This is a genomic window from Candidatus Glassbacteria bacterium, from assembly GCA_019456185.1.
GTDB lineage: Bacteria > Gemmatimonadota > Glassbacteria > GWA2-58-10 > GWA2-58-10 > JAJRTS01.
Genome location: VRUH01000013.1, coordinates 57,408 through 82,986 on the forward strand (window position 1 = coordinate 57,408; position 25,579 = coordinate 82,986).

General features: G+C 59.1%; 18 protein-coding genes, 2 tRNA genes and 1 pseudogene (1 of these 21 running past the window's edge). 8 read left to right on the forward strand and 13 right to left on the reverse strand.

Annotated features, from left to right (window positions below; all coding sequences use genetic code 11):
• Both FVQ81_07120 and FVQ81_07125 read right to left on the reverse strand, forming a co-directional pair.
• Positions 1-1,012 (reverse strand): annotated as a pseudogene (locus tag FVQ81_07120) (hypothetical protein) (it extends 92 nt beyond the left edge of the window).
• A gap of 31 nt (positions 1,013-1,043) precedes the next feature.
• Positions 1,044-2,681 carry a hypothetical protein gene (locus FVQ81_07125; GenBank protein MBW7996325.1) on the reverse strand — a complete coding sequence of 546 codons (1,638 nt, stop codon included), beginning with the start codon at positions 2,679-2,681 and terminating at the stop codon, positions 1,044-1,046.
• 49 nt (positions 2,682-2,730) lie between these two features.
• Here FVQ81_07125 and FVQ81_07130 point away from each other — a divergent pair, with 49 nt between their 5' ends.
• A complete protein-coding gene (locus FVQ81_07130; protein ID MBW7996326.1) occupies positions 2,731-3,762 on the forward strand; it encodes a cation transporter in 1,032 nt (343 codons plus the stop codon).
• 121 nt (positions 3,763-3,883) lie between these two features.
• Here the strand turns inward: FVQ81_07130 and FVQ81_07135 are convergent, their stop codons facing one another.
• Together FVQ81_07135 and FVQ81_07140 are read right to left on the reverse strand one after the other, a co-directional pair.
• On the reverse strand, positions 3,884-5,170 hold the full coding sequence (locus tag FVQ81_07135; GenBank protein MBW7996327.1) for a glycosyltransferase family 4 protein: 1,287 nt from the start codon (positions 5,168-5,170) through the stop codon (positions 3,884-3,886).
• Positions 5,167-5,370 (reverse strand): hypothetical protein, encoded by a 204-nt coding sequence (locus FVQ81_07140; protein ID MBW7996328.1) that lies wholly within the window; start codon positions 5,368-5,370, stop codon positions 5,167-5,169. The genes FVQ81_07135 and FVQ81_07140 overlap by 4 nt, the downstream gene beginning before the upstream one ends.
• Here FVQ81_07140 and FVQ81_07145 point away from each other — a divergent pair.
• The 4 genes from FVQ81_07145 (at position 5,350) to FVQ81_07160 (ending at position 11,687) form a co-directional block, all read left to right on the forward strand.
• Positions 5,350-8,007: a hypothetical protein gene (locus FVQ81_07145; protein ID MBW7996329.1), complete on the forward strand. Its 2,658-nt coding sequence runs from the start codon at positions 5,350-5,352 to the stop codon at positions 8,005-8,007. The two genes, FVQ81_07140 and FVQ81_07145, sit on opposite strands and share 21 nt — an antisense overlap.
• A gap of 556 nt (positions 8,008-8,563) precedes the next feature.
• Complete coding sequence (locus FVQ81_07150; protein ID MBW7996330.1) at positions 8,564-9,886, forward strand: NTP transferase domain-containing protein; 1,323 nt, start codon at positions 8,564-8,566, stop codon at positions 9,884-9,886.
• Positions 9,879-10,439: a DUF4202 domain-containing protein gene (locus FVQ81_07155; protein ID MBW7996331.1), complete on the forward strand. Its 561-nt coding sequence runs from the start codon at positions 9,879-9,881 to the stop codon at positions 10,437-10,439. Before FVQ81_07150 ends, FVQ81_07155 begins: the two co-directional genes overlap by 8 nt.
• Positions 10,440-10,454: 15 nt before the next feature.
• Complete coding sequence (locus FVQ81_07160) at positions 10,455-11,687, forward strand: glycosyl transferase (protein MBW7996332.1); 1,233 nt, start codon at positions 10,455-10,457, stop codon at positions 11,685-11,687.
• Between the two features lie 65 nt (positions 11,688-11,752).
• Here FVQ81_07160 and FVQ81_07165 read toward each other — a convergent pair whose 3' ends face one another.
• The gene (locus FVQ81_07165; GenBank protein ID MBW7996333.1) at positions 11,753-13,564 is read right to left on the reverse strand and encodes a sugar phosphorylase; all 1,812 of its coding nucleotides are present in this window, start codon (positions 13,562-13,564) and stop codon (positions 11,753-11,755) included.
• A gap of 351 nt (positions 13,565-13,915) precedes the next feature.
• On the opposite strand from FVQ81_07165, the gene FVQ81_07170 reads away from it, so the two are divergent.
• Together FVQ81_07170 and FVQ81_07175 are read left to right on the forward strand one after the other, a co-directional pair.
• Positions 13,916-15,397: a sulfatase gene (locus FVQ81_07170; GenBank protein ID MBW7996334.1), complete on the forward strand. Its 1,482-nt coding sequence runs from the start codon at positions 13,916-13,918 to the stop codon at positions 15,395-15,397.
• Positions 15,398-15,512: 115 nt separating this feature from the next.
• Positions 15,513-16,868, forward strand: a complete 1,356-nt coding sequence (locus FVQ81_07175) for a hypothetical protein (protein MBW7996335.1) — start codon at positions 15,513-15,515, stop codon at positions 16,866-16,868.
• 107 nt (positions 16,869-16,975) lie between these two features.
• On the opposite strand, the gene FVQ81_07180 is transcribed toward FVQ81_07175, so the two are convergent.
• The 5 genes from FVQ81_07180 to FVQ81_07200 form a co-directional block, all read right to left on the reverse strand.
• Positions 16,976-17,052, reverse strand: a tRNA-Arg gene (locus FVQ81_07180).
• A 145-nt stretch (positions 17,053-17,197) separates the two neighbouring features.
• Positions 17,198-18,136, reverse strand: a complete 939-nt coding sequence (locus tag FVQ81_07185; GenBank protein ID MBW7996336.1) for a carbon-nitrogen hydrolase family protein — start codon at positions 18,134-18,136, stop codon at positions 17,198-17,200.
• Between the two features lie 57 nt (positions 18,137-18,193).
• A tRNA-Arg gene (locus tag FVQ81_07190) sits at positions 18,194-18,271 on the reverse strand.
• Entirely contained in the window at positions 18,262-18,684 is a 423-nt protein-coding gene (locus FVQ81_07195; GenBank protein MBW7996337.1) for a bacteriohemerythrin, read from the reverse strand. The genes FVQ81_07190 and FVQ81_07195 overlap by 10 nt, the downstream gene beginning before the upstream one ends.
• A 93-nt stretch (positions 18,685-18,777) precedes the next feature.
• On the reverse strand, positions 18,778-20,472 hold the full coding sequence (locus tag FVQ81_07200) for a beta-glycosidase (GenBank protein ID MBW7996338.1): 1,695 nt from the start codon (positions 20,470-20,472) through the stop codon (positions 18,778-18,780).
• A gap of 904 nt (positions 20,473-21,376) precedes the next feature.
• Between FVQ81_07200 and FVQ81_07205 the strand changes: the two genes are divergently transcribed.
• Positions 21,377-23,401: a hypothetical protein gene (locus tag FVQ81_07205; protein MBW7996339.1), complete on the forward strand. Its 2,025-nt coding sequence runs from the start codon at positions 21,377-21,379 to the stop codon at positions 23,399-23,401.
• A 144-nt stretch (positions 23,402-23,545) separates the two neighbouring features.
• Here the strand turns inward: FVQ81_07205 and FVQ81_07210 are convergent, their stop codons facing one another.
• From FVQ81_07210 to sufS, 3 genes are read right to left on the reverse strand one after another with little or no spacing between them, the layout of a single operon-like run.
• The gene (locus FVQ81_07210; protein ID MBW7996340.1) at positions 23,546-23,860 is read right to left on the reverse strand and encodes a metal-sulfur cluster assembly factor; all 315 of its coding nucleotides are present in this window, start codon (positions 23,858-23,860) and stop codon (positions 23,546-23,548) included.
• Positions 23,847-24,308: an SUF system NifU family Fe-S cluster assembly protein gene (locus tag FVQ81_07215; GenBank protein ID MBW7996341.1), complete on the reverse strand. Its 462-nt coding sequence runs from the start codon at positions 24,306-24,308 to the stop codon at positions 23,847-23,849. The genes FVQ81_07210 and FVQ81_07215 overlap by 14 nt, the downstream gene beginning before the upstream one ends.
• Position 24,309: 1 nt before the next feature.
• Positions 24,310-25,551, reverse strand: coding sequence for a SufS family cysteine desulfurase (sufS, locus tag FVQ81_07220; protein ID MBW7996342.1), 1,242 nt, complete (start codon positions 25,549-25,551; stop codon positions 24,310-24,312).
• Positions 25,552-25,579 lie beyond the last annotated feature (28 nt).

Consider the following 25,579-nt stretch of genomic DNA (forward strand, 5'->3'; position numbering starts at 1 on the left):
CAGCATCCTGGGGAAGAGCCGAGGAGGGCGCCCCGGGACGCAGGCTCAGGTACTCGTCCATCTTGAACGCGATCCCGAAATACTCGTACCAGTCCGAGAGGTTGTAGTGCCGGAAGTAGGGGTCGAGCAACCCCCAGCGCTCACGGGTGCGGAACAGCCTGCGGTTGATCGTCTTGCCCAGCGGCCAGCGGTCGAACCCGTAGAGCAGCATCCCCTCGTAGCCCAGCGACCAGCTCTGCCGCCCGTCGAACGTGCCGATCGGGGTCCCGTCCGGGAAGCTGTAACGGATCAGGAAATCGGCCAGTTTCTTGCTTGCGTCCAGCGTTTTCCTGTCGCCGGAGTAATCGGCGAACAGCAGCATGGCCTGCACCTGGACCTGGGAGTATTTCATCGACGGGCCGTGGTGGGGCCCCTCGTCGAAATAGCCCAGTTCTTTCTGCACCCTCAGCATCTGGTGCATCAGCCGCATGCCCATCTCGCACCACTGCGGCTCATCGAACACCTGGCCCGCCCGGTAGATCGCCAGGCAGTTCCAGGCCTCGTGGTTCCAGCTCGTGTAGAAAAACGGCCGGAACGCCCTGAGCGAAACGTAATAGGCCGCATAGTCTTTCCACGCCTGTTTGCGCTCCGCGTCCAGTTCGTTCTCCAGCAGGCTGTATACCTGGCAGAGGTTGTACATCGGCCACTCGAGGGTACTCTGAATCCTGGCAGTGTAATCTCCTATCGCCACCGCGTTGCTGAAGAGTTTGCTGTCGCCGTGGTAGGGGTTGAGCGGATGTTCGTTGACATACAGCCAGGCCATCGGATAGCATGGCGTGAGCGTATGCTCGTTGGGCATTTTCGCATAGGTTACCCCGGGCCGGGCAGGGTCCATCTCCTCGATAGCGATCTCGACTAGGCCCACCAGCTGCCTGATCATGGCGTCAGCGAGTTCCCGTTCCTCATTGGCCGGAGCGGCATTCAGCCGGCAAACCATCGTCAGCAGCAGTATTGCAGTTATTTTAAGCAGCATCGGAGTCTCCCTGTTTTCTCGGCAACAAGCCTCAGTTCACGGACATATCGGTGATCAGATCGATCAGTCGCGCTCGAATCCCGTCAGAGTATTCACAGTAGTCTTCCAGGCTGGTCCCCCGGGGCAAAGCGCTCCGGTCCCGCACTCCCCGTCGACGGCCCGTGGTGACCGACTCCAGGATACTTTTCAGGCGTTCCCGGCCCTGCTGATGCAGCGACCCTGACGCATTTTCCACAGCAAGCTCCGCGGTGGCTGCATAGCGGAGATCGTCGCGGCCCTCGCGGATAGCCTCCCAGAACGTCGAACGAACCAGTTGGTTGGGATCGTCCGGGTGCATGTAGACGACGCAGTTGTCGGGATTGTAGTACCAGTAGTTGTACATCCAGAAGAAGCCCCCTTCCGCGCCCGCGCTCCACACCTGAAGACCCATTGAATGGCGGATTCCGAAAAGGTTGCGCATGCCGCCGTAGATCCAGTACCCTTTAGCGTACTGTTCAGAGAGTTCCTTCATGGCCGTAAAATCGCCGTTGGCCACGATAATATCCATCTGGTCGAGCATCATCTCCGCCTCTTCCCGCTCGTCCATCACCACCCCGTAGACCCTCTGCTCCGGCATCGCCTGCTTGATCATCTCGTAACGGTTCCTGGCCCGGTCCAGCAGTCTCTCGGTGGGTTCGTCGTAAATCAGGATAATCAGCTCCTGGGTATAGCCCATCTCGTCCCAGTGGGCGCGAAGTTGTCTCAGGCCCTCGATGAATAATTTATCCAGCACGGGGCTGACCGCAGGTGCGATTATCCTTTTGCCTTTAATTGCCTCGCTCGTATCAACTTTCAGGCCGAATTCCCGGGCGATCCTGACTTCGTAGAACAGGTGGCTGTCGTTACCCAGGCTGACAACCACCGGACCTTCCATCCCACCCGCTTCGATCTCGCCCATGATCTCGTCCATCACGGAGAAATCCATCGCCAGCCCGTCCCCGTCGCGCCGGATCTTGATCGGCACAGGGTCCCAGCGCCAGGCGCTGCGGTCCATCAGGTCCGTGGGAATGACCGCGTACTCCCAGGTAAAAAACTGGATGGCGTCCAGCCCGTGCCGCTTCATGTCCGCGTACCAGCCCGGAGGCAGGTCGATCAGGTACATGAACGCTCCTCCGGTGGTGGGACTTTCGGCCAGCTCGAACGGCAGCACCTCGCAGTTGACAGGCAGTTCGAGCGCAAAGCCGTCCCGCTCTACTTTCACGGTTGCGCCGTACCTGCCCGCCGCGGTTCCTTCGGGCGGACGGACCGTGATCCAGAAAAACTCAGTCACAGCGCTGTCGAGCTGCACTGGATTGGCGAACTCGTGAAGGCGGTTCGGGCGGGTGGTGTCGGCATAGGCGGCCACCCTGTGAATTTCGAGCCAGCCCGAGGGTATCGCCTGCGGTCCGTCACCGGCCCGCACGGTAACCTCGACCCCGACCGCCGCATCGCTCCTGAGCGCGAAAACGGCCGGTTCGTACTCGCCGGGGGTGGTTCGCATCTCGAGAGAGCTTTCGACCTGAGCCGGAGCGGCGGCCGACCGCTCGAACGGGACCAGCCAGGAATGAGGCCAGATATCGAGACCGGGCTTTGCAGCCGGCGCACAACTTACGATCAGTGCCAGTACGGCAGCGAACGAAATCGTTTTCATCTGTGTCCTCCAAAACATAAAGTGATTCTGCTCCACGTATGATAAGGAGTTGAGTAAAGTTTTTCAACATTCAGCACAAATATCTAAATATAATTTGCTTCTAATTCTCCAGACGGTTAATCTTCCCTGGTTGAATATTCATCGACGGGAGGATGTTTTGCACGATCGTGCAGATCAGGCACATTTCGCCCCGCGCGAGGCTGTCAGCAGCCGCAGGCGACTGTGGTGGGCGCTGGTAATCAATCTGATATTTCTGGTCGTGGAAGTCGTCGGGGGACTTATCTCCGGCAGTCTGGCTCTGCTGGCCGACGCCGGCCATATGCTGACCGACGTCCTGGCCCTGGGCGTTGCGATTACGGCCAGCCATCTCGCCAGCCTCCCCGCCACGCCCGAACGGACTTTCGGCCTGGTGCGTGCCGAGGTGGTCGGGGCGTTCATCAACGGCGCTTCACTGGTGGTGATAGTGGTGCTGATCCTGATCGAGAGCTGGCGGCGGATGGGCGACCCGGTGGAAATCGACGGGCCGTTGATGCTGGCGGTGGCTGTCGCCGGGCTGGCGGCCAATCTGTTCAGCACACTTCTGCTTTACCGCGGAAGGCACGAGAACCTGAACGTGAGCGGCGCGTTCCTGCACATGCTGGGCGACACCCTGGGCAGCGTCGGGGCGATCCTGGCGGCGGTGGTTATCTGGACCACCGGCTGGGTATATATCGATCTCCTGGCCAGTCTGGCGCTGGGAGCGATTATCCTCTGGGGCAGTATCGGCCTGCTCAAAAAGACGCTGAATATCATCCTCAATGCAACCCCCGAGCATCTCGAATACGCCCAGGTCAAGTCGGCGCTCACGGGTATGGAGCATTTCGCCGGGGTCCACGACCTCCACATCTGGACCCTGACCACCGGATACACGATCCTGAGCGCCCATGTCTGCCTGGAGAAAAGCTGCGCCGGCAGCGGCTGCTGGCATCAGTGCCTGCTCGATGCGCGCAGGATGCTGGCCGACAGGTTCGGGATCGAGCATGCAACGCTTCAGCTCGAACCTCCTGAATTCCACCGGCAGGAACGCTCGCTCCACCACTGATTCATCACGATTTGTTACGGTTGGCTTGCCATCGTCTCCGCTGCCGCATTCGCTAGCTTCCGAACAGGATAAAACGGATGTGCGGCCTTTTACACAGGCCTGGGACTGGCCGTCCGAACGATCAATCCGCGGCTTCACCGAACAGGTTGCGGATAGCGGCGCGCAGCTTCACGCGCAGGATTTTGTAGGAAAAATAGCGCTTGGCCAGATCGTAATTATGCTCCACCATCTTCTCTCTCATATTCTGATCGCTGAGAACCTTACGCGTATAGGCCACCGTTTCGTCGGTGATGAAGTCATCGATCTCGATCGTGCGGAAACCCTTGGTGCGAATATCGAAATAATAGACCGAGTAGTTGTTGACCAGCAGCGGTTTCTTGTAATAAAGCGATTCCAGAAACGCGTTGCCGAAACCCTCGAAAGAGGACGGGAACGTGATCAGGTCGGCGTACCGGTAGAGGTCGTGGAGATCGTAGATCTTGCGGCCGTCGGTTGTGCTCCCGCGCTCATGGTTGATTTTATCCGCGGCGAGGATCACGTCCACGTCCAGTGAGCGGGCGTAGGCCAGCACCCGATCCTCGTAGTCATGCCCCTCATCGCCGGAATCATGGCTGATCACGAGCTTTGCTTTTTCGCCCAGCCGGCTGGTCAACTTGATTGCGTGCTCGATCCCTTTGCGCTGGACAATCCTGGTGGGCTGAAGAATGAAGATCTCATCGTCGGCGATTCCGAGTTCAGTGCGGATATTTTCGGCGTACCCGTCGGGCGGCCGCGGCGGTGTCTCATAATCCATCACGTTGGGCACCAGCATCGAGCTGGCTCCTGTGCGCAGGGCGAGCTGGTTGCCGCCGGAACTGTTGATCACCACGTGCTGCATGCCATTCAGGTGCGGTGGGAAAGCCATGTTCAGGTAATCCCAGATCGCGTTGACCAGGAACCGCTTCCGCTCCCAGAAAAAATCATGGTGGTGGGCGATAGTTTTGATGCCGGTTTCGGAAATGATCTCGGTCAGTGCAATCCCCAGCGGAATGTTCAACGGGATAGTCAGGCTGTTTTCGGCGATCAGCAGCTGGATATCGTACTTCTGGATAAAATCGTAAAGTGCGTCCTTGAGCTGCATCTTGATCCGGTGGATTTTCTGAGTCAGGGTCCGCGGCCGACTGCTGACTCCGAAACACTGCTGGTTGATATCCACGATATCCGGGTGCTTGAAGCTTGCCAGCTCGACCAGCATCGAGTTGTCTTCCGATGTATCTATTTCGCCGGCCAGATAGTAACGCTCGAGACCCATCTCCTCGAGCACGCTGCTCCATTTCTGGGTCTCCAGGCTCACGCCGTCCGTGCCGGCGAACCGTGTGGAGACGAAGCCCACGTTGTGCAGGTTTTCCCTCAAGATGCCGTTGCTCATTCTTTCTCCCGCCTTAAAACCGGAACCGGAAATCGGTCGAAATATTCAAAAGAATAGTATTTCAGCTTTATTGCCGCCAAGTCAACTGTTTTTTTCACCTTCTCGCGCTTGCCCGCAGGTTTCCAATCCTGTATCTTTGGCGCTGTCCCGCAACGCCCGATAAGCTGATTGGAACTGAAATGAAAAAGATCGCCGGTCAATTGGCCATCCCTGATTACGAGAAACTGCTGGATGCGACGGCCTCGTACTGCAGACGGCTGCTGCCCGCCGGCGAGTACGTGCCGCCGGTTCCCGGAGAGGTGGCAGTCTGCCTGCCGGAGTTGCGCGGGATCAGGCTCGTGCTCTGGGATATCTACGGTACCCTGTTCGCCACCCGCGCCGGAGACCTCGAAGGGTCGCTGAGTGCGCCCGAGGCGATGCTGGGTGCGTTCGGACTGACGGCCGACGAGTTCGGTTTCACGGCCGCTTTCGGCTCGCGCGATGAGGCCGCTCTGTGGCTGCGGGATTGCTACCTGGAACTGATAGAAACCGAGCGCGAAGAAAAAAAGAAAAACCAATTCCCGTTCCCTGAAGTCCGTATCGAGCACGTCTGGAGAAGCATACTCGGACGACTGGACAGCCGCGGATGGCGGCGTGACAGCAGCAATGACAGACTTCTGCCCTACCTGGTGTCGCTGTTTTACGAAATTTCTTTCCAGCAGGCGATTATCTACACCGCTGCCTGGCCGGCGCTGACGAGTATTAAAAGGCAGGGTCTGTTACAGGGTATCGTGTCCAACGCACAGTTTTACACCCCCCTGCTGCTGGACCATTTCCTGCGCAGCCAGTCCGGCGGGCAGTGCTCCTCGCCCTGGGAGATTTTCGATCCGGGCCTTAGCGCGTTTTCCTATTTGCCCGGGCTTTCCAAGCCCGACCCACGGATTTTCCAGCCGGTTCTGGATCAGGCCGCGGTGCGGGGAATCGCGGCGGCGGAGATTCTCTACGTGGGCAACGACAAGTTCAATGACGTCCACTGCGCATCGCAGCTCGGTCTCCGTACCGCCCTGTTCGCCGCCGACAGCAGCTCACTCAAGCTTCACAGGGACAACGAAGCGGCGGACCGGGCCGAACCGGACGCGGTGGTGACGGATTTCTGCCAGTTGCCGTTTATTCTCGGCCGGAGCGGCAACCGGAGCGACCAGGTGCTGAAAATGGCTGTCTGGCACTACCATTTCCGGCCCGGCGGCGTAACCAGCGTGGTCCGGGACACGCTGCTTTCAATCGGCGGCTCCGCTGGTTGGAAACGCTGCGAAATCACTCTGCTGGCCTCGGAAGCGGAATCCGGCGGCTGGCCCGGCTGGATTGCAAAGCTGAACGAAATTCCCGGCCTGAGTGTGCGTGCGGTGGACATTCCCGGCCTGGCTTACGATGACCAGGATTGCGAAAATACCGCCGATTACGAGCGGAGGGCGGCTAATTTGTGCGAGGAACTGATCCGCTGTCTGGACCTCGACGGCTGCACGCGTGAAAACCCGTTCGTGCTGCACGTGCATAACGCGGAACTGGGTAAAAACCCCGTGGCGGCCGGCTCGATTCGTCTGCTTGCCCACCGGGCGCTGGAGGAAGAACTCCCGCTGGTGGTCCTGAACCAGACCCACGATTTCGCCGAACTCCATCGCCCTGACCGGGTGCGGGCCTGGCGCAACGCAACCTGCCTGGAAGCAAGCGAAAGCCTGGTCCGCTGGGTACTGCCCGCCGCGCGGAACATGGTCCACGCGGCCCTGACCGGACTTGACCGCGACAGGTTGATCTCCACCGGACTCGAATCGCGCAGTGCGTTCGTGTTGCCCAATCCGGTCACGGACGGCCCGGCGGTGCGCAGCGCGCGATGCGAAGTGCTGGAGAAAGCCCTGGGTGGCAGGCCCTACCTGCTGGCCGCTCAGAAAGTCATGCGCCGCAAGAATACTCTCGAACTGCTGCTTGTCACGGCAGCCGTGCGCGCGGGAGGGTTCGACACGGGGCTGGTGATCACCCTGCCGGCGGCCTCGGAAGCCGACAGGCAATACGAGCAGCTCGTACTTAAAGCCGCGGATATGCTAGCTCTGCCGGCTCTGATCGGCCTGGAACGCAGCCTGGGAGACAAAGCGCCGGAATTCGGCCGGGTGCTGGCCGGCGCCTCCGCCCTGGTTACCGCCAGCGTGATGGAAGGTTTCGGGATGGGGTTCCTCGAGGGCTGGGTGGCGGGACGGCCCGTGCTGGGACGCTGGATCGACGGGCCGTGCGACGATTTCACGGAGGCCGGTGTAGACCTGAGCCACCTTTACCGGACACTGCTGGTGGACCCGGCCTGGATCGAGGGCGGTATCAGTCGGCTGATGGATGCTTACCGGGGATATACTGAATCACTGAGGGATCAGCTTGGCTTTCCATCACTGCAGCGGCAGGAATTCGAGAATGCTTTCCGCAGGCATAAAATTCACGAAATTTCCGGTCGGGGTAATTACGTGGATTTCGGCGACCTCAGCGCCGACATGCAGTGTGAAATACTCGAGCGAATCGCTGGAGGGCCAACCGGCGATACACTTAAAGCGTTACTTGAGCTCAATCCGTCATTGCTTACGTGGCGCAAGGCAGTAACTAAAGCAGACAATCTCGTCGATCGAAATCGCCAGGCCGTGCTGGACAACTACGATTTAGCTTTGACGGCCCGCCGGCTGGCCTCGGTGATTACGGCCGCGGCGGCTCAATTGAATGACCCCGGCGCCGGTTCGCGTGTGCCTGAGCACTCGGACCGCTCGCTTGCCCCCCTGCTGGAGGAAACGGTTTCCCTTCACGATACGAGACTGTTATATTCCTGAGCGGGACGGGTCGGTATTACCGGTTGCCCAATTTTTGTAAACCCGGATTCCCCACCTGAAGATTGAAAATGATTTCCGAAACCGGCCTAAGGTGTTAAATTATAATGAAAACCTCGCATTCGAGAGGTGCTGTACGGCTCAGCTCAAGGGTGAAGGTTCAAGGTCGGTTTTAACACAGCCGTCTCAGGCTTTAATTTCATGGTTTAAAAGTAACATCGGTGGATTGCCCTCGGGGGGAGAAGCGTCTCTTTTTCCATGCTCAGACCCGGAAAATCATTGATGCTCACAATGAGAACGGATAATTTTTCGTAGAGACGAAGGAACTCTCTCGCTTCAAGCTGAAAAGGATGAATGTTGTCGCTCAGAATCGAAAAAGAAGGCGATCTCTTCCTGTTTTTCTATTTTGAGATGGTGAATGGCGATTTAAACCAGTGACAGCTTGGCATACCGGACGTGCTCTCCAAATTATTATTGAAAACATTCTTTGCACCAGTTTACCTGCGATGGGCATTTCAAATGACTGAAAAGTTCATTGCAGGCGGAGGAAAAAACGAGAATGAAGTGCCTGATCATCGCTGCGGGAAAAGGCAGTCGGCTACAACTGATGGGTGCCAGCAAACCGCTCATTCCCATCCTGGGTATTCCATTGATCGAACGGGTCGTCCGCTCCGCTATGGAGGCGGGGGCGGATGAATTTTATGTGATAACCGGATACCGGGGAGATCAGGTTCGCACCTCTCTGGAGCAACTATCACAGCGTCTTGAGATCCCCATTACCACCATTATCAATGAGGATTGGGAGAAGGACAACGGCTTTTCGGTCTTCAAGGCACGGGAATACCTGCGGGAACCATTTTTTCTGCTGATGGCGGATCATCTCTTTGATCCGGCTATTGCCCGTAAGTTGATGGCGCTTCCTTTGGTTGATGGCGAAATTATTCTCGGCGTGGATAGTGATATCCGCAATCCTCTCATCGACATGGGGGATGTCACCCGGGTAAAAACCGAAGGTGGGAAAATAATCAACATCGGCAAAAGCCTGGTAAGCTTCAACGGCTTTGACTCAGGTGTTTTCCTGTGCACACCAGCCATTTTTAGTGCGCTGGAGCAGTGCAAAGGGAAAAACGGCGATACTACACTGTCCGGAGCGGTGCAGGCTCTTGCTGACGAGGACCGGGCCAAAGCGGTCGATATCAGAAGTCTTTTCTGGATTGATGTGGATGATCCCTCGGCTTTCAGATGGGCGGAGAACGCACTCTTGGACGATTTAGGAGACAAGCCCAGCGACGGTCTTGTCTCGCATTACTTGAACAGACCTTTGTCAATGAGGATTACCCGCCGGCTGGCGAATTACAGAATCACCCCAAATCAAATATCCATGTTCTCGTTCCTGTGTTCCGTACTGGCCGCCGGCCTGTTTGCACTCGGTGGTTATCCCACCCTGTTGCTGGGCGCCTTTCTGGCCCAGTTTGCCTCGATTATCGACGGCTGCGATGGCGAAGTGGCGCGGCTCAAATTCCAAAACAGCCGCTACGGCGGTTGGTTCGATGCAATCCTGGACCGTTATGCCGATGCCTTCCTGCTTTTCGGGCTCATCTGGCACGCATATGCATCCAAGATGGATAACCTTATCCTGTTTGTCGGATTTCTGGCGATTATCGGTTCCTTCATGGTAAGCTATACGGCGGACAAATACGACAGCCTGATGCGCGACCGGATCAGTCAGGGCAAGAGATTTCGTTTGGGCCGCGATACCCGTATCTTTGCGATATTTCTCGGCGCCATTATCAACCAGGTCTATTTGACGCTGGTAGTAATTGCAGTTGTAATGAATATTGAAACAATTCGCCGCGTCATCATCTGCCGGGATCATGAATAGCATGGAATGCGCAAAACAAAAGATTAGAGCGATTATTGCGGAGTCCAAGGTACCGGAAGACTCTCGCCATGCCGAAAACACCCTCGAGTGGCTGTTAAGGCTTGATCCCCGGGCCGACCCGGCGCTGCAAATCGCTTCTCTCGCCCATGATCTCGACCGGGCTGTTGAGGATCAAAAGGTCCATCGTGCAGATTTTGACGATTATGATTCCTTCAAGGCCGCTCATGCACGTAACGGAGCGAAGATTCTGCGAGCGATCCTGGATAAGTGTGGTATAGCCAAGCCTGCTGCTGACGAGGCTTGCCGGTTAGTAACACTTCACGAGGTCGGCGGCGATCCCCGTTCCGATCTGCTCAGGGATGCAGATGGTATTTCCTTTTTTGAGATCAATCTGCCTCTGTACTACCAACGTGAAGGCTGGGAGGAAACCATGTTTCGCAGTATCTGGGGCTATCGACGTCTCTCGGCACGGAGAAAAAAGTTCGTGAAAAAAATAACATACCAGGATGTGGTACTAACGCGCCTGCTAAAAGAAGCGATCCAGGCTAAATAGAGGTGAGGTTGATCTATGAGTGATTTTTATCAGCATCCGATAATCGCTACCCTGCACCGCCTCGGCAAACCGTCGCTGGAGAAGCTGGAAGAAGACCTGGTGCAGAATGCGCGCAGAAGACCGATTGCCTTGATCATTCCGGTGACCCTGGAGGACTCCCGTCAGGCGGTTTTCGACAACATCCTCGCCCAACTGGCCGAGGTGCCGTATCTGAAGCGGTATGTTTTCACCGTGGGCTGTACCGAGTCGCTCCAGGAGTACGCTTCGATTTACCACAAGGTCAAGGGCGCAATTCCCGAGGCAACCCTGATCTGGGCAGGCAGTCCCCGCATCAGGGCCCTGATCGAGCGGATGGAGGCCAGCGACCTGCATATCGGCGGCGATGGCAAGGGACGGAGCGTGTGGCTGGCCTACGGCTACATTATCGCCATGGACGATTGCCGGGTGATGGCGCTCCACGACGCGGATATCGTCAACTACGACCGCGAGCTGCTGGCCCGGCTGGTGTTCCCTGTAGCCAGCGTGCGACACAACTACGAGTTCAGCAAGGGATATTACAGCCGCGTGGCGGACAGGATGTACGGCCGGGTTACCCGGCTGTTCATCACCCCGTTGATCCGTGCGTTCCAGGACCTGCTGGGACCCAGTAATTTCCTGACCTACATGGACGCATTCCGCTATCCGCTGGCCGGTGAGTTCGCTGTCAGCGACAGTCTGGCCAGGAGCAACAAGATCCCGGGAGACTGGGGCCTGGAGATCGGCACGCTGGCAGAGGTTTACCGCAACTGCGCCCATAAGCGAATCTGCCAGGTGGATATCGCCGAAAACTACGAGCACAAACATCAGGAACTGGGGCAGGAGGGTAAGCCTCGCGGCCTGAGCAGGATGACCGAGGATATCGCCAAGGTGTTTTTCCGGACGCTGGCGAGCCAGGGCGCCGTGTTCTCCTCCAGTTCACTTCATTCGCTGATAGGCATTTACCGCCGCCAGACCTACATAGTGACCGAGCACCACGAGGCGGATGCGGCGATCAACGGCCTGCACTACGACAGGCACTCCGAGCTGATCGCGGTGGACACGTTCGCCCGCTCGCTGGTCAGCGGCGGCGAAGCGTTTTTCGAGGACCCGATGGGGCCGCCGCAGATTCCCAACTGGAACCGTGTTCTTTCGGCGGACCACGCTTTCCTGAAGGACGTGGTCAAATATCCCGAGCTGGATATGAAAGAAGCGGCGAATCAGTTCGTCTGATCCAGCTTCGGCAGGTGAAGGATAACAGGGCATCCCGTGGATGCCCTGTTTGTGCAGGACCGGTTTCAAACCAGCCAGCTCGTGCGGTGGGGCTCCATGAACAGTTTGCCGTTTTCCAGTTGCTGGCCGCCCAGGATATCTGTCAGGTTCTCCGCTATGCCGAGATCCGCCAGCGCAACCTCCAGCGGATCGGGGCGGACATTGCTCAGTACGTACAGTTCCTGGCCGCCGCCGCTGCGCTTGAAAGCCAGCAAAAAAGGCTGATCGGGGTGGAACACCTCCAGTTCCGCGTTGGGGTGCAGAGCCGGCTGTTGACGGCGGACCCGGATCAGGTGACAGTACTGGTTAAACACGAGCGCCCGGAACGAACCCGGATCACCGAGTTCCCGCCGCAGCAGTTCCAGATCGAGGTGCTGACGGTTGATCCGCCGTTTCTGGCCCGATTGCTCCACGCCCTCGTTCCAGTTTCTCGATCCCAGCAAGCTGTGGAGATAAACCGCCGGGACTCCGGGCAGGGCAAGCTGAATCTCCTGACTGGCCAGGAACCGTCGCGCATGGGCGGCATCGCCTTCCGGGCCGTCCGGCTCCCTCATCGCATCCACAAAGGTTACATTCAGTTCGTAGGGGCTTTCACTGCCGTCCGGGTTGCGCTTCAGCGATACGTCGCCGCCCATCCGCCGGGCATGGTTGACCAGCGCCTCGATATCCGCGGGTGAGATAATGCCCTCCACCGGCCTCATCCCGATCCCGTCGTGGCTGGCCGTGAAATTGAAAAAAGTGCAGTCCGGACTCCTGATATTCAGGCAGCGCCGCGCCCAGTTTTCCATTACGCGAGTATCGTGCTTGATAAACGAGTGCAGCAGCAGCGGGGGCAGGCTGAAATTGTAGACCATCTGCGCCTCGTCGCCGCCGTCGCCGTAATAAGCGACATTTTCCCCGTGGGGTACGTTGGTCTCGGTGATCAGGATCACTTGCGGCGCCACCTGGTCCAGTATCGAGCGCATCAGCTTGACCACCTCGTGAGTTTCCGGCTGATGGATGCAGTTGGTGCCGATCGTTTTCCACAGATAAGCTATCGCATCCAGCCGGATCAGCCGGGCGCCTTTGCTGACGTAGAACAGCAGCACCTCGATCATCATCGCCAGCACTTTCGGCTCCGCGAAGTTCAGGTCCACCTGGTCAGTGCTGAACGTAGTCCAGAGATGGACCTCCCGGCCGTTGTCTTTGGTGAACGGGCTCAGCACGGGAGTTGCGCGGGGCCGGGTGACCTGGCTCAGATCGGTCGCGGGGTCGACCTCGATTGCCAGCCCGGCCAAAGCGGGATCATCCGCCAGGTATCTCCGGAACCAGTCGCTTTCGGCGCTGAGATGGTTGATTACCAGGTCCACCATCAGCTCGAAATTACTCTCGATACTCTCCACCTCGTCCCATGCGCCCAACTCCGGGTTGACCTGGTGGTAGTCGCAGACCGAGAACCCGTCGTCCGAGGAGTACGGGAAAAAGGGCAGGATGTGCACGGCGCTGAACAGACCGGTCAGGTGCTCGTCAAGGAACGTGCGCAGCGCGTGCAGGGGTGTTTCTCCGGGTGAAAGGAGCGTGTCGCCGTAGGTGATCAGCACCACATCGGACTGGTCGAAGTAGCCGTCCCGCGCGCCGCGTCCGCCTGCGCCGGTCGGCAGCGAAGAGTACTGCCGGATGATTTGCCCGATCAGCTCACCGGCAACGTCCGCCCTCCGGTCACCGTATATTATTTCCAGCGATCGTCTGATTCGCTCGCTGCCGCTCATCGACACCCCTCGTCTGGACTTCGTTGCCGTCGGGCTACTATCCCTCGACGGCTTGAAAAATACCGGGGGGGACTGTGAAAGGCAACCCATTACCCTTGCACTCAGCGCCCTGTACCGTTGCCGCCACGGGGGGAGTGCGGAATTCAAGACACTTTTCCCCTTTGCGAGAGTTAGTTACTATAGATATGGCTGCGTCCCTGCCGGATTGACCGGCTGCTCCGGGCCAGACGCCATCGTCAGCAACCCGGCCGGGCGGCCGAAGCATGCCCGCGAACCCTCGAGGGGCCGCACCTGCCCCCTCGGCCGATAGATACCTTCCTGCATCACCAACGCCTGGACCACCAGACCCCGGAGTGCGCCATGAATAACCGTAATACCAGCCGCCGCGATGCAATCAGAACAATTGCCCTGGGAGGAGCCGCTCTCGCACTGGGCCACACTATGCCCGGCTGCGGAAACGGAGAGCAACGCTCCGGCCATAACACTCGACCCAATATCCTGTTCGTCTTCACCGATGACCATGCCGCCCAGGCGATCAGCGCCTACGGCTCGCGGATCAACCGGACTCCCAATATCGACAGGCTGGCCGACGAGGGCGTGTTGTTCCGCAACTGTTTCTGCACCAACTCCATCTGCGCGCCCAGCCGGGCCGTGATCCTCACCGGCAAGCACAGTCACCTCAACGGTGTGATAGACAACCGGCCGGAGTCGATGTTCGACGGTTCGCAGCAGACGTTTCCCAAGCTGATGCGTCAGGCCGGTTACCAGACCGCGATTATCGGCAAATGGCACCTCAGGAGCGAACCCACCGGTTTCGACTACTGGGAGGTATTGCGCGGGCAGGGACCGTACTACAACCCGCTGATGCTCAAGGCCGGCGGCGAGGTGCAGCATACCGGCTACACGACGGATATCATCACCGACCTGTCGCTGGACTGGCTGGAAAACGGTCGTGACAAGACCAGGCCGTTCATGCTGATGTGCCAGCACAAAGCGCCCCACCGCCTGTGGGCGCCGGGGCCGGACCACCTGGACGATTTCGACGGTGAGGCGATCCCGGAACCCCCTACCCTGTTCGACGACTACGAGGGGCGGGGCACGGCGGCGCACACCCAGGAGATGACTATCGCCGGGCACATGAATGAACGCGATCTGAAACTGGAACCCCCGCGCTACCTGAACGAAGAGCAGTTGAAACGCTGGAACGAGGCCTATGCCGTTGAAAACGAGGAGTTCAACAAAGCCGGCCTGGAGGGCGACAACCTGCTGCGCTGGAAATACCAGCGCTATATCAAGGACTACCTGCGCTGCGTGCAGTCGGTCGATGACAACCTGGGGCGGATGCTGGCTTACCTGGAGCAGTCCGGCCTGGCGGACAACACCGTGGTGATCTACAGTTCGGACCAGGGATTTTACCTGGGAGAACACGGCTGGTTCGACAAGCGGTTCATGTACGAAGAGAGCCTGAGGATGCCCCTGCTGGTGCGCTGGCCCGGCACGGCCGGTGCGGGCGTGGAGAATACCGACCTGGTGCAGAACCTCGATTTCGCCGAGACGTTTCTCGATATCGCCGGGGCCGCTGTACCCCAGGACATGCAGGGCCGCAGCCTTGTGCCGCTGATCAAGGGCCGGACTCCGCCTGACTGGCGCAAATCGATTTACTACCACTACTACGAGTGGCCGGCGGTGCACATGGTGCGGCGCCACTACGGGGTCCGCACGGAGCGCTACAAGCTGATCTACTTCTACAACCTGGACGAGTGGGAACTCTACGACCTCCAGCGCGACCCCTCGGAGCTGCGCAGCCTGTACGGCAACCCGTTTTACGAGGAGATAACGGCTGAACTCAAGCGGGAACTGGCAAGCTTGCGCGCGCGCTATGCCGTGCCCGAGGTTGACCCGGTGCCGATACCGGAACAGTGAGCGGACGACAGGAAACACGGCCAGACAAATGAGCCTTGGGTCTTGATGGAGTCTTTCATCACGGGCCTTGCACTTAGTACGTTCACTCAGGCATGCTTGTAACCGGAAAAAGGCAATGAAAGTTTCGCTGCCAGTCAACTACAAAGCAGCCCTCTGGATAATAGCGGCAGGCATGGCGCTGAGGCTGCTCGTGCTGGCGCTGTGCCTCGATACGCCGCTGTTCGGCGACGCCCACGCGTACCATCGCTTTGCCATGATGTATCTCAATGGCGAATCGTTTGACACAGTCCGCGCTCCGGGACTTTCGCTGTGGCTGGCCGCCTGGTATGGCGTGTTCGGCGCCGGCCAGTTGTCGTCCATGCTCTCAATCCTGCCGTTCCACCTGATTCTCAGCGCCGCAATCTATTATTATTCAGCCAGACTGGTCAACGCCAGGGCCGCCCTGATCGCCCTGGCGCTGATCAGCTTCTATCCCTCGTTCGTGTTTCATTCGGTCTGGCCGCTGACCCAGGTGCCGATGGCCGCGGCTCTGGCGTTGACGTTGTATCTGCTCGACAGCAAACCATCCCCGACCCACGCACTTGCTGCCGGGCTTCTGCTGGGATTCGCCATTCTGCTGCGTCCCAACTGCGTGATCCTTGCCCCGGTGCTGAGCCTGATCATATTGCTGCGGAAAAACCGCCGCGCTTTCGTTTCGGCATCCGTGCTGCTGGCTGTATCGCTGGCTCCGGCCCTGCTGTGGTCCGCGCGGGAGTACCGTCACAGCGGCAACCTGGTATTTATCAACTACACGAACTCGATGAACTTGTACCTGGGCAACAACCGCTTCACACCCCTGTACAAAACGTGGTGGTTCGGTTCTCACGGCCAGGGCGCTCGTGACGTCCCCGCCGAGTTCTCCGACAGGCTGAGCGCCATCAGGGAGATTCCGCTTAGTTCACGCAACAAGGTCTATCTCAAGGGTGCAATCGATGAGATAACCACGCGGCCGGGAGTATTTATCGTGCGCACTCTGAGCCGCATACGCACCTTTTTCGCGTTCGACACTTACACAGGCACACAGGTGATCAAAAGATTTGGCCATGGAAAAATCGTCGGCGCATCCGTGCTGGGACTCGTCATGCTCTTCTACCTTGCCATTATCTCGGCCTGCCTGCTTTTCTATCTCGGCCGCGGCGCCAGGGAGAACGGTTCCACAATTGGGGCCATGATACCGGCGGCGGCTGTGGCCTATGCGTTCCCGTTCTGGTTGGCCTTTTCCCACCCCACATATCACCTCCCGCTGTTGCCTCTGCTTGCGATTCCCACCGCCGCAGTGCTGGAGCGTTTGATTCGGAACCCCTCATGCATCAGAGAATATTTTTCCCGTGATGGCATTAACTACAGGCTTATAATTGCCCTAGCCATACTGTTACTGATTCAACTCGAATGGGTGCTGGTAATGTCCGCATCTTTTTATGAGGCAATCTAATTGACACGTAATTTATGTTATGTTATTCGATTCCAGTCCACACTTAATGTTCCATGCAAAGGATAACGCCGTATCCTCTATATTTAAGAGAGATACGGCATTTTGGATGGCGCCCCCTGCGGGACTCAAACCTGCGGCCTACGGATTAGAAGTCCGTTGCTCTATCCAGCTGAGCTAAGAGGGCAAAGGATTTGCTGGGCCTACTAGGTTTTGTTCCCTATCAGTCCCCTGTTTTTCTCAGTCATCAACCGCTTGCGCGCAGTACGCCGTGCCCGAGGCGGCCCCGGTGCCGATACCGGAGCAGTGAAACGGTTCAGGGAGACAGATACCTACTTCTCAAGCAGCTCCCCGTAGGTCTCCGGCCGTCGGTTGGCAAAGCGCCCCTCGTAGCGGTCCGGGCTGGTATTGATCTCATAGCAGGTGTATTCACCGGGACCGGCCATGGAGACCAGCGACCCGTTGCGGCCGATCAACAGGCTCTGGAACGGGTGGCAGAACACCAGATACGCCCCGTTCTCATAGGCCCGGGTCTGCAGCAGGCGGGTATTCCAGCCATCGAGATCATAGCTGCCGTAGGATGGCACCAACAGCACCTGCGCGCCCTTGAGCGCCAAAATCCGGGCTGGCTCGGGCAACTGGCGGTCGTAGCAGATCAGCATGCCCACTTTGCCGAACGGGGTCTGGAACACCGGGTAGTTCTCGCCGGGAGTGTAGCACACCGGATTGATCTCGTAGCCCTGGGCGAAATGGGTTTTGCTGTATCGGCCGATAATATCTCCGTCCGGGTCGATCAGGATCACGCTGTTGAACAGCCGCTCGCCCCGGCGCTCCAGGAATCCCAGCACCAGGAATATCTCAAGGCTGTCGGCCAGGGCCCGCGCCCTGACGAGATAAGGCCCGTCCAGCGGCTCGGCCACCGCGATCAACTTCTTTACGCTCTCTTCCCAGCGCCCGGTGTCCCGGTCTGCGTTGACCTCGTTGATCACGTAGCCCTCCAGCGCACCCTCGGGCGTAACCACCATCGCGGCCCCGGTTTCCTCCACAGCCCGTATTACCAGGCTCTCGATCCGGGCCCAGTTGGCCGCTTTGTCCCACTTGTCAGGCACCACTGAACATGAAGCGACCCTGAGAGACGTCTTTGTCTGGCCGGTGGCGGCGTACTTGCCGCTGACAATTCCAGCGGCGGAAACGTCCGCTGCAGCCCATCCAAGGTTCAGCACCACCGTGACAACAAAAAAGAGTCGCATCTCATCACCTCCGGGCCGCATGTGTTACTGCAAGAAATTAACGCCGCATCCCCTCATTTTGGAATACGGCGTTTTAGCTGGCGCCCTCTGCGGGATTCGAACCCACGGCCTACGGATTAGAAGTCCGTTGCTCTATCCAGGCTGAGCTAAGAGGGCTGTTCTGGATCTGCCTTGAACTTGATTCTCGCGGAGAGGAACTGCTCGTAAGCCTTGTCGGTTTCGAGGATATGGTTCGAGATCCAGCCGTCGAGATAATCCCTGATCTCCACGGCCAGTTGCCGCTTGTCGCCGGACAGTCTGGCATTGAACTCCTGCACTTTTTCCTTGAAATCAGCGTGCTTGGCGATATGCTGGTCCAGCTTATCGAACCCGTACTTGGTCAGCAGGTGCTCCTCGCTGGAAAAATGGAACAGTATGTAGACATGCATCTTACTCAGCGCATTGCCCAGATCGCTATCGTCCCCGTTCTCGATAGCGGCTGACAGCTCATCGAGCAGCTTAAACAACTCTTTATGCTGGTCATCCAGTCCGGGCACACCCACGCTGTATTCCGGCTTCCAGGGCGACATCCGTTCTCCCGGGATATTTTATCAGTAATGATGTACAAAGTTGTAAGATATCTGGAATCACAGCAACCTGCAAGTGCTATCGGTTGCTTCGGCCTATGGTTTATCCGGCTGGTATTCAAAGTAGTCGTATCGTTCCCGGCTGTTCCCGACCCGTAAGAACCTCCGGCTGAGTACAGGCCCTGATTCACCGCCCCCCTTCGCGCTGTATTCCGCAAGGAGCAGATAACCGCCGGGAGTGTCGGGCAATTCCAGCGTAACAGGCAAGAACTGTTTGCCCCAAGCCGGAATCTCGATATTCCTCTCAGTCGTCCACAGCTCACCGCCACTGTTATCCAGCAATCTCAACCTGACCTCTCCAGCAGCGTTTTCCGCCAGATCGTTCACGCCCACCAGGTTGAAATCCAGCCGGCCGCCAGGTTCGCGGGCCGGCAGTCCCCGGATATAGCGCGTATCGGCCAGATCGATAAAGACGGCTGTGGGGGAGAAACAGTGACGGAACCAGTCAAGGGTCACCGTGCCGTTCAATTCCGAGACCGGATTGGTGAACCAGTCGCCGGTGAAGCCCAGATCATCGGTCAGGTAGCAGAATGCGAGGACTCCGGCCAGGGACCGTTCGGCCCGCAGCCATTCGGTCTGTAACTGGAGCCAGTAGGCTTGGAACGCCCGCCGCTCGGCCACGGTCGAACTGCCGCCGAAATAATGCCCGTAGACCTCGCGGGTCAACAGCGCCGGGGTCCCGTCGCGCCACAGCCAGACCCAGCCGTATTCATTTACCAGCTGGACCGCGTTACTGGTCAGGATCTGTTTGTTACGCTCAGGCCAGTAACCGAGTTTGCCCAGCGGGTACGGAGGATCGCCGGGGTTATCGGCAAACCCCGTGCTGTGCCCCCACATCACGTATGGATGCGGCTCATCCATCTCGTCCAGACCCATGTGCTCGGCGGTCATATAGCCCGCATCCCAGATTCTGGTGGGATCGAGCTCTTTCAGTTCGGGGATCAGCCGGTTGCCCACGTAGTCGTCCCAGTTCTCGTTGATCGCGTCCCAGATCACGATACTCGGGTGGCTGCCGTCGGCCCAGACCCAGTCCGTGTACTCGCTCCTGATCTGTTCGTCCCAGCCGTGGCTCTGCCAGTAGAGCCATTCGTTTTGGAGCAGAAGGCCCGCGCTGTCGGCGATCTCATACCAGAACGAGGGAGCGATACCCACGCAGATCCGCATTGCGTTCCAGTGGACTGCTTGCGGAATTTCCGCCAGCAGCCGCCGCACCCAGTCCCGGTCCCAGGGCAGCGCTCCGCAGGCGGGGTCCTCGAAAAAACGGTGCAGGGTGATATTTGTCCCGCGCAGCATGATTTTGTTGCCATTGAGGCGGAAATGACGGCCGTCGCGGTCAAAATCACGCATGCCGAACGTGCGGGTCAACCGGTCGCTGAGCGAGCCATCGCCGGCAAGCAGACGGATATCCGCTTCGTAGAGGAACGGTTCCGCGGGGCTCCACAGGTCAGGATTTTGGAGCGGGATGGTCAATTCCAGCCGAGTGCGGTTATCCCGCCTGACAGCCTGGCGGACACCAGCGGGAGCAACGACAACACGGCCGCCGTTTTTCTCTCTGACCGTAACCTCGACCCGGCACGTATCCCACATCGGATCGCCATATTGGACCTGCGCCGGCAGGAACGAGCGGATGTCGAGTTTCAGCTTCAGTTCACCGCGTTCGGCCGATGGCAGCAGAAGAAGACGGTCGGTCCGGAAAGGCCCGGTAAACGACACCTCAACTTCATCCCAGATCCCCGGCCAGTAGGTGACTTTCTCCTTGTCGGTGCTGCCGGCGGCCTGGGACGGCAGCCACTTGCGGTCACCGACCCTGACCAGCAGTTCGTTCTCCGCTCCGTAACGCACGGCATCGCCAAGCGGGAACTCCACAGGCGTGTAAGCCGCCATGGAGCCGCCCAGGTGCCGTCCGTTGAGGTAAACATCGGTTACATACTTACTTTTGAGGATAGTGACCACGCCGGCCAGACCCTCGGCCCCGGCCGGGACCGTAAACCGGCGGCGGTACCAGTTGTAGCGAGGCTCGTAGCTGCCGTCGTAATAGGCCTCGTACTGCTCGATCCGCGGTTCTGCCAGAAAAATCAGGCCCGGCACCGGAATACTCCGGCTGAAAACCGCTGGCGGGAATGCGTCGACACTCTGCTCGAACTCCCAGGTGCCGGACAGCGGAATAACCAACCGATCGCTTAGCCGTGCCGCGCACAGGCTGGACGACACCAGCAGCGCGGTCAGCGACAGAACTTTCAAATGGCGCACGGGGACCTCCGGAAAGCAGTTGTTTTTTTCGCCGGCAGCAGGGTTTCATACGTACGGCATGCTTTTTTGAGCGGACCCAGCGAACCGCGACTCAGGCGTTTTCCGCCCTTTAGAATGATGAACCAAATATAAGTATCCACGCCCAACTGTCCAGCTTGTGCGCGGGAGAATGGGCTGTTTTCGGGTTGTTCGGTGCCCCCAGGCATGTTAAATTGCAGCAGGGCTGTTGGCGAATGGCCGCCCTGCCCGCCGGTTCCCAAATCGTGATGGTTAAACAAGGATGATGGCTTCGTAAAAAGTCCATCTACTTCGTTGCGTTAGATTATCTCGTCGCTGCAGCGTACCGTAAGTACGCTTCACTCCTCGAAATCTACGTGCCTCGTATATGAAGCTTTTTGCTTTGCCATCGGCAAATCGGACTTTTACCACATCATCAAGGATGGTAGCGATGTCTTTGCCGCTGAAAAACACTTGCGCAGCTCTTGCCTTAATTTTCCTCTGCTTTTCGCTGACCTTTGCCGCCGGGAGCGCCGGCCGCCCCGTTCTTTCCAAACTTTATCCCGCCGCCGATCTGAGAGACATGCTTCCCGCCGCCGGAGAATGGCGGCCGTTCCCCACTTACGCCGGGCGCAGCTTCTGGCGGGGCTTGCCGGAAGCCACGCGAAAAGCGCAGGTTGAGCGGGCGGAATCCAACATGGACCAGCCGTGGCCCGAGCTGCCGGCGACACTATACATGGAATTCTCGGTCAACGGAAACCGCACCAACTACGAGGGTCCCTATTTCGGGCGCAGGAACAGGCTGGCCGATATGGTCACCGCCGAATGCATCGAGGGGCAGGGCCGCTTTATCGGCGAGATCGTTAACGGCCTGTGGCTGATACTCGAGGAGTCGAGCTGGGTCATCCCGGCGCACATCGGCGATCAGCGGGCCGGGCGCGGTCTCCCCGACGTTACCGAGCCGGTCGTCGACCTGTTCAGCGCCGAGACCGCCAGCCTGGTGGCCTGGACAGTGTACCTGCTGGGCGATGAGTTGAACGAGGTTTCGCCGCTGATCACCAGCCGCTGCCGGAGGGAAGTCGAGCAGCGGGTGCTGACTCCCTGCCTGGAGCGGGACGACTTCTGGTGGATGGGTTTCGATACGGACCACATCAACAACTGGAACCCGTGGGTCAACTCGAACTGGCTTTCCTGCGTGCTGCTGATGGAAAATGACCCGCAGCGGCGGGTGGATGCGGTGGCTAAAATCCTGCGCAGCCTCGACAGGTTTATCGGCAGCTATCACGATGACGGCGGTTGCGACGAGGGCCCCTCCTACTGGGGCCGGGCCGGAGCCAGCCTGTTCGACTGCCTCGAGTGGCTCCACAGCGCCACTGACGGAAAAATCGACGTATACAGCTACCCGCTGATCGCCAACATGGGCCGCTATATCTACCGGGCGCATATCGATGGACGCTGGTTTATCAATTTCGCCGACGCCTCGGCCAGGGTCGGGATCAGCCACGAGCTTGTCTGGCGCTACGGGAAGAGGACAGGTGATCCGCTGATGGAGGGATTCGGTGCGTGGGCCGCCGATAAAGCCCTGGAGCGGAATCCCGCGCCGGGAGGCTACCTCAGCCGCAGGCTCTGGGTGTTGTCCAACCTGCAGGAGCTGATCGCGGCCGAAGGGCGTCAGCCCCACGTGCGCGACATGTGGCTGGACGGGATCCAGGTGATGGCCGCCCGCTCGCACCAGGGCAGCGCCAAAGGGCTGTACGTGGCGGCCAAGGGTGGCCACAACAACGAAAGCCACAACCACAACGATGTCGGCAACTTCATCGTCTATTTCGACGGGCAGCCGCTGCTGGTTGATGCGGGCGTTGGCGTGTATACGGCCAAAACTTTCAGCAGCAGTCGCTACGAGATCTGGACCATGCAGTCGGCCTACCACAACCTGCCGACAATCAACGGAAAAATGCAGCAGCCGGGCCGCGAGTTCGCCGCGCGGGATGTGAGGTACGACACCGGCCGCAGCCGTGTGAAGTTCAGTCTGGAACTGGCGGGCGCATATCCGGCCGAGGCGGGTATCGAAAGCTGGAACCGCACCGTGGTACTGGAAAGAAACCGGGAGGTCCGGGTGGAGGACAGGTTCAAGCTCGTCAAGCGCGAGGGTGATCTGACGATGAGCCTGCTGACCCCCTGCCGCGTGACCACGGTCAAGCCCGGCGAGCTGCTGCTGGAGGGCGGAGAGACAGGCCGGGAATTCTCGGTGCGTCTGCACTACGAGCGGGAGCTGGTAGCCGAGGTGGAAACTATCGAATTGGACGACAGGCGGTTGAACGGGTCGTGGGGCGACAGATTGTACCGGGTCGTGCTGAGCGCCCCGGCGGATTCGCCGCTGAGCGGCAAATGGACTATCAGGGTCAGGGAATAGATGAGCCTGTTTTAGCCGGCCGGTTCCGGAGTTGAGTGTTTGCAATTTTCCGGGAATTGGAAAATCTTCAACGGAATAAAAAAACGGCGGGCCGGAGCCCGCCGTTTTTTTACTTACTCACCACCCCACCCCACCCATAATATTTTAAAGGTAACCCAGGGACTCCAGGATATCCCGGCCTTCCTCGGTAATCATCTCCGGGTCCCAGGGCGGATCGAATGTCCACTCCACCTCGGCCTCGTCGATCCCCTCGGCCAGCATCGCGGCCTTTTTCACCCTGTCCTCGATCAGCGGGGCCGTGGGGCAGCCCATCGAGGTCAGCGTCATCAGGATAGTCGCCTTGCCGCCGTCGACCGTGATATCGTAGACCAGCCCGAGGTTGACGACGTCGATCTCGAATTCCGGGTCCTCGACAGTTTTGACATACTCCCTGATTTTATTCGGATCAACCGTGCTCATGATTTTTCTCTGCTAAGTGGTTCCCGTTTTCCAGCGATGATTTCAAGGCCAGCCAGGCCAGCAGGGCGCATTTGATCCGCACAGGGAACTTGCTCACACCCTGCAGCGCCTCCGCATCGCCCAGGTCCTCATCCGGCGGTTCTCCGTGCATCATCGCCCGCACCCTGTCCACCATCGCCAGCGCCTGGCAGCGCTCCATGCCCAGCACCGCCTCGGTCATCATCGAGGCCGACGCCTGGCTGATACTGCAGCCATGCCCGGCGAAACAGACTCTGGCTATCTTCCGCCCGTCCCCGTCCAGCTCAACCGACAGCAGCAGCTCATCTCCGCACAGAGGGTTTTCATGTTTCACGCAGTTTCCCCCGGTGGCTTCCTGCTCGCTGCAACGGTTGCGCGGGCTACGGTAATGGTCCAGGATAATTTCCTGGTAAAGTTCCTCGAACTCCAACTCACTGCACTCCGATAAAAAATTTTCTCATCCTGTGGACCGTATCCACCAGCGCGTCGATTTCCGCCGGGGTGTTGTAGATGTAACACGACGCGCGGCAGGTGGCGACCACGCCCAGCCGCCTCATCAGCGGTTTAGCGCAGTGATGGCCGGCGCGCACGGCGATCCCGGCGCTGTCGAAAAAAGTGCCGGCGTCGTGCGGATGGATTATCCCGCCGCGGCTGTCTCCGACATTGAATGAGAATGTCGCAAGCCTGTCCGCCGGTTCCTGCGGCCCGTAGAGCGTGAAATCGTCGAGTTCCGCGAATTTCGCCAGTGCGTGTTCGGCCAGCACCTGTTCGTGATGACGCACGCGGTCCATGCCGATCCCGCTCAGGTAGTCCACCGCCGCGCCCAGGCCGATCGCCTCGGCCAGCGGCGGAGTGCCCGCCTCGAACTTCCAGGGCGGCTCGATCCACTTGCTGCCCTCCAGGGTCACGTCCACAATCATCCCGCCGCCGCCCATGAACGGCTCCATTTCCTCCAGCAGTTCCGGCCGGGCGATCAGCGCGCCTATTCCGGACGGCCCCAGCATCTTGTGGCCCGCCACCGCCAGGAAATCCGCTCCAAGCTCATCGAAATCCACCTGCGTGTGGGGCACAAGCTGGGCTCCGTCAACCAGCACCAGCGCTCCCGCATCATGGGCCGCGGCTACCAGTGCGCTGAGGTCATTAACCGTCCCCAGCACGTTGGAGGCCCCGCTGACAGCCACCAGCTTCACGCTGCCGTCCAGCAGTTTGTCCAGCCCGGAAAGGTCGAGATAACCGTCATCGGTAACCGGGAGATACTCAACCGCCACGCCGGTTTCCCGGGAGACGATCTGCCAGGGCACGATGTTGGAATGGTGCTCGGTCACCGTGGCCAGAATTTTGTCGCCCCGGCCCAGGTTGCGGCGCGCCCAGGCATAGGCCACCAGGTTGATCGCCTCGGTGCAGTTACGCGTAAAGACCACGCCGCTGGTTTCCGCTCCCAGGAACGCGGCCAGCTTTTCGCGCGCACCCTCGTACTCCTCGGTGGATTCCTCGCTGAGCGTATGAATGCCCCTGTGCGGATTCGCGTTGTACCGCCGGTAACAGTCGGCGACCTTATCGATCACGGCCGCTGGTTTCTGACTGGTGGCCGCCGAGTCGAGGTAAACCAGCGGTTTACCCTTAACCTCGCGCGAAAGCACCGGGAAATCCCGCCGGATCGTGTCAACATCCAATGGATGGATTTCCGGAGGGTCCGGCCGG

Bases quoted from the DNA above. Each gene is read 5' to 3' on its own strand.
- FVQ81_07165 (MBW7996333.1), bottom strand. From the start codon at position 13,564: ATGGGTTGCCTTTCACAGTCCCCCCCGGTATTTTTCAAGCCGTCGAGG.
- FVQ81_07185 (MBW7996336.1), bottom strand. From the start codon at position 18,136: ATGCGGCCCGGAGGTGATGAGATGCGACTCTTTTTTGTTGTCACGGTG.
- FVQ81_07145 (MBW7996329.1), top strand. From the start codon at position 5,350: ATGAAAAAGATCGCCGGTCAATTGGCCATCCCTGATTACGAGAAACTG.
- FVQ81_07150 (MBW7996330.1), top strand. From the start codon at position 8,564: ATGAAGTGCCTGATCATCGCTGCGGGAAAAGGCAGTCGGCTACAACTG.
- FVQ81_07170 (MBW7996334.1), top strand. From the start codon at position 13,916: ATGCCCGGCTGCGGAAACGGAGAGCAACGCTCCGGCCATAACACTCGA.
- FVQ81_07135 (MBW7996327.1), bottom strand. From the start codon at position 5,170: ATGAGCAACGGCATCTTGAGGGAAAACCTGCACAACGTGGGCTTCGTC.
- FVQ81_07205 (MBW7996339.1), top strand. From the start codon at position 21,377: ATGAAGCTTTTTGCTTTGCCATCGGCAAATCGGACTTTTACCACATCA.
- FVQ81_07195 (MBW7996337.1), bottom strand. From the start codon at position 18,684: ATGTCGCCCTGGAAGCCGGAATACAGCGTGGGTGTGCCCGGACTGGAT.
- FVQ81_07175 (MBW7996335.1), top strand. From the start codon at position 15,513: ATGAAAGTTTCGCTGCCAGTCAACTACAAAGCAGCCCTCTGGATAATA.
- FVQ81_07125 (MBW7996325.1), bottom strand. From the start codon at position 2,681: ATGAAAACGATTTCGTTCGCTGCCGTACTGGCACTGATCGTAAGTTGT.
- FVQ81_07155 (MBW7996331.1), top strand. From the start codon at position 9,879: ATGAATAGCATGGAATGCGCAAAACAAAAGATTAGAGCGATTATTGCG.
- FVQ81_07160 (MBW7996332.1), top strand. From the start codon at position 10,455: ATGAGTGATTTTTATCAGCATCCGATAATCGCTACCCTGCACCGCCTC.
- FVQ81_07210 (MBW7996340.1), bottom strand. From the start codon at position 23,860: ATGAGCACGGTTGATCCGAATAAAATCAGGGAGTATGTCAAAACTGTC.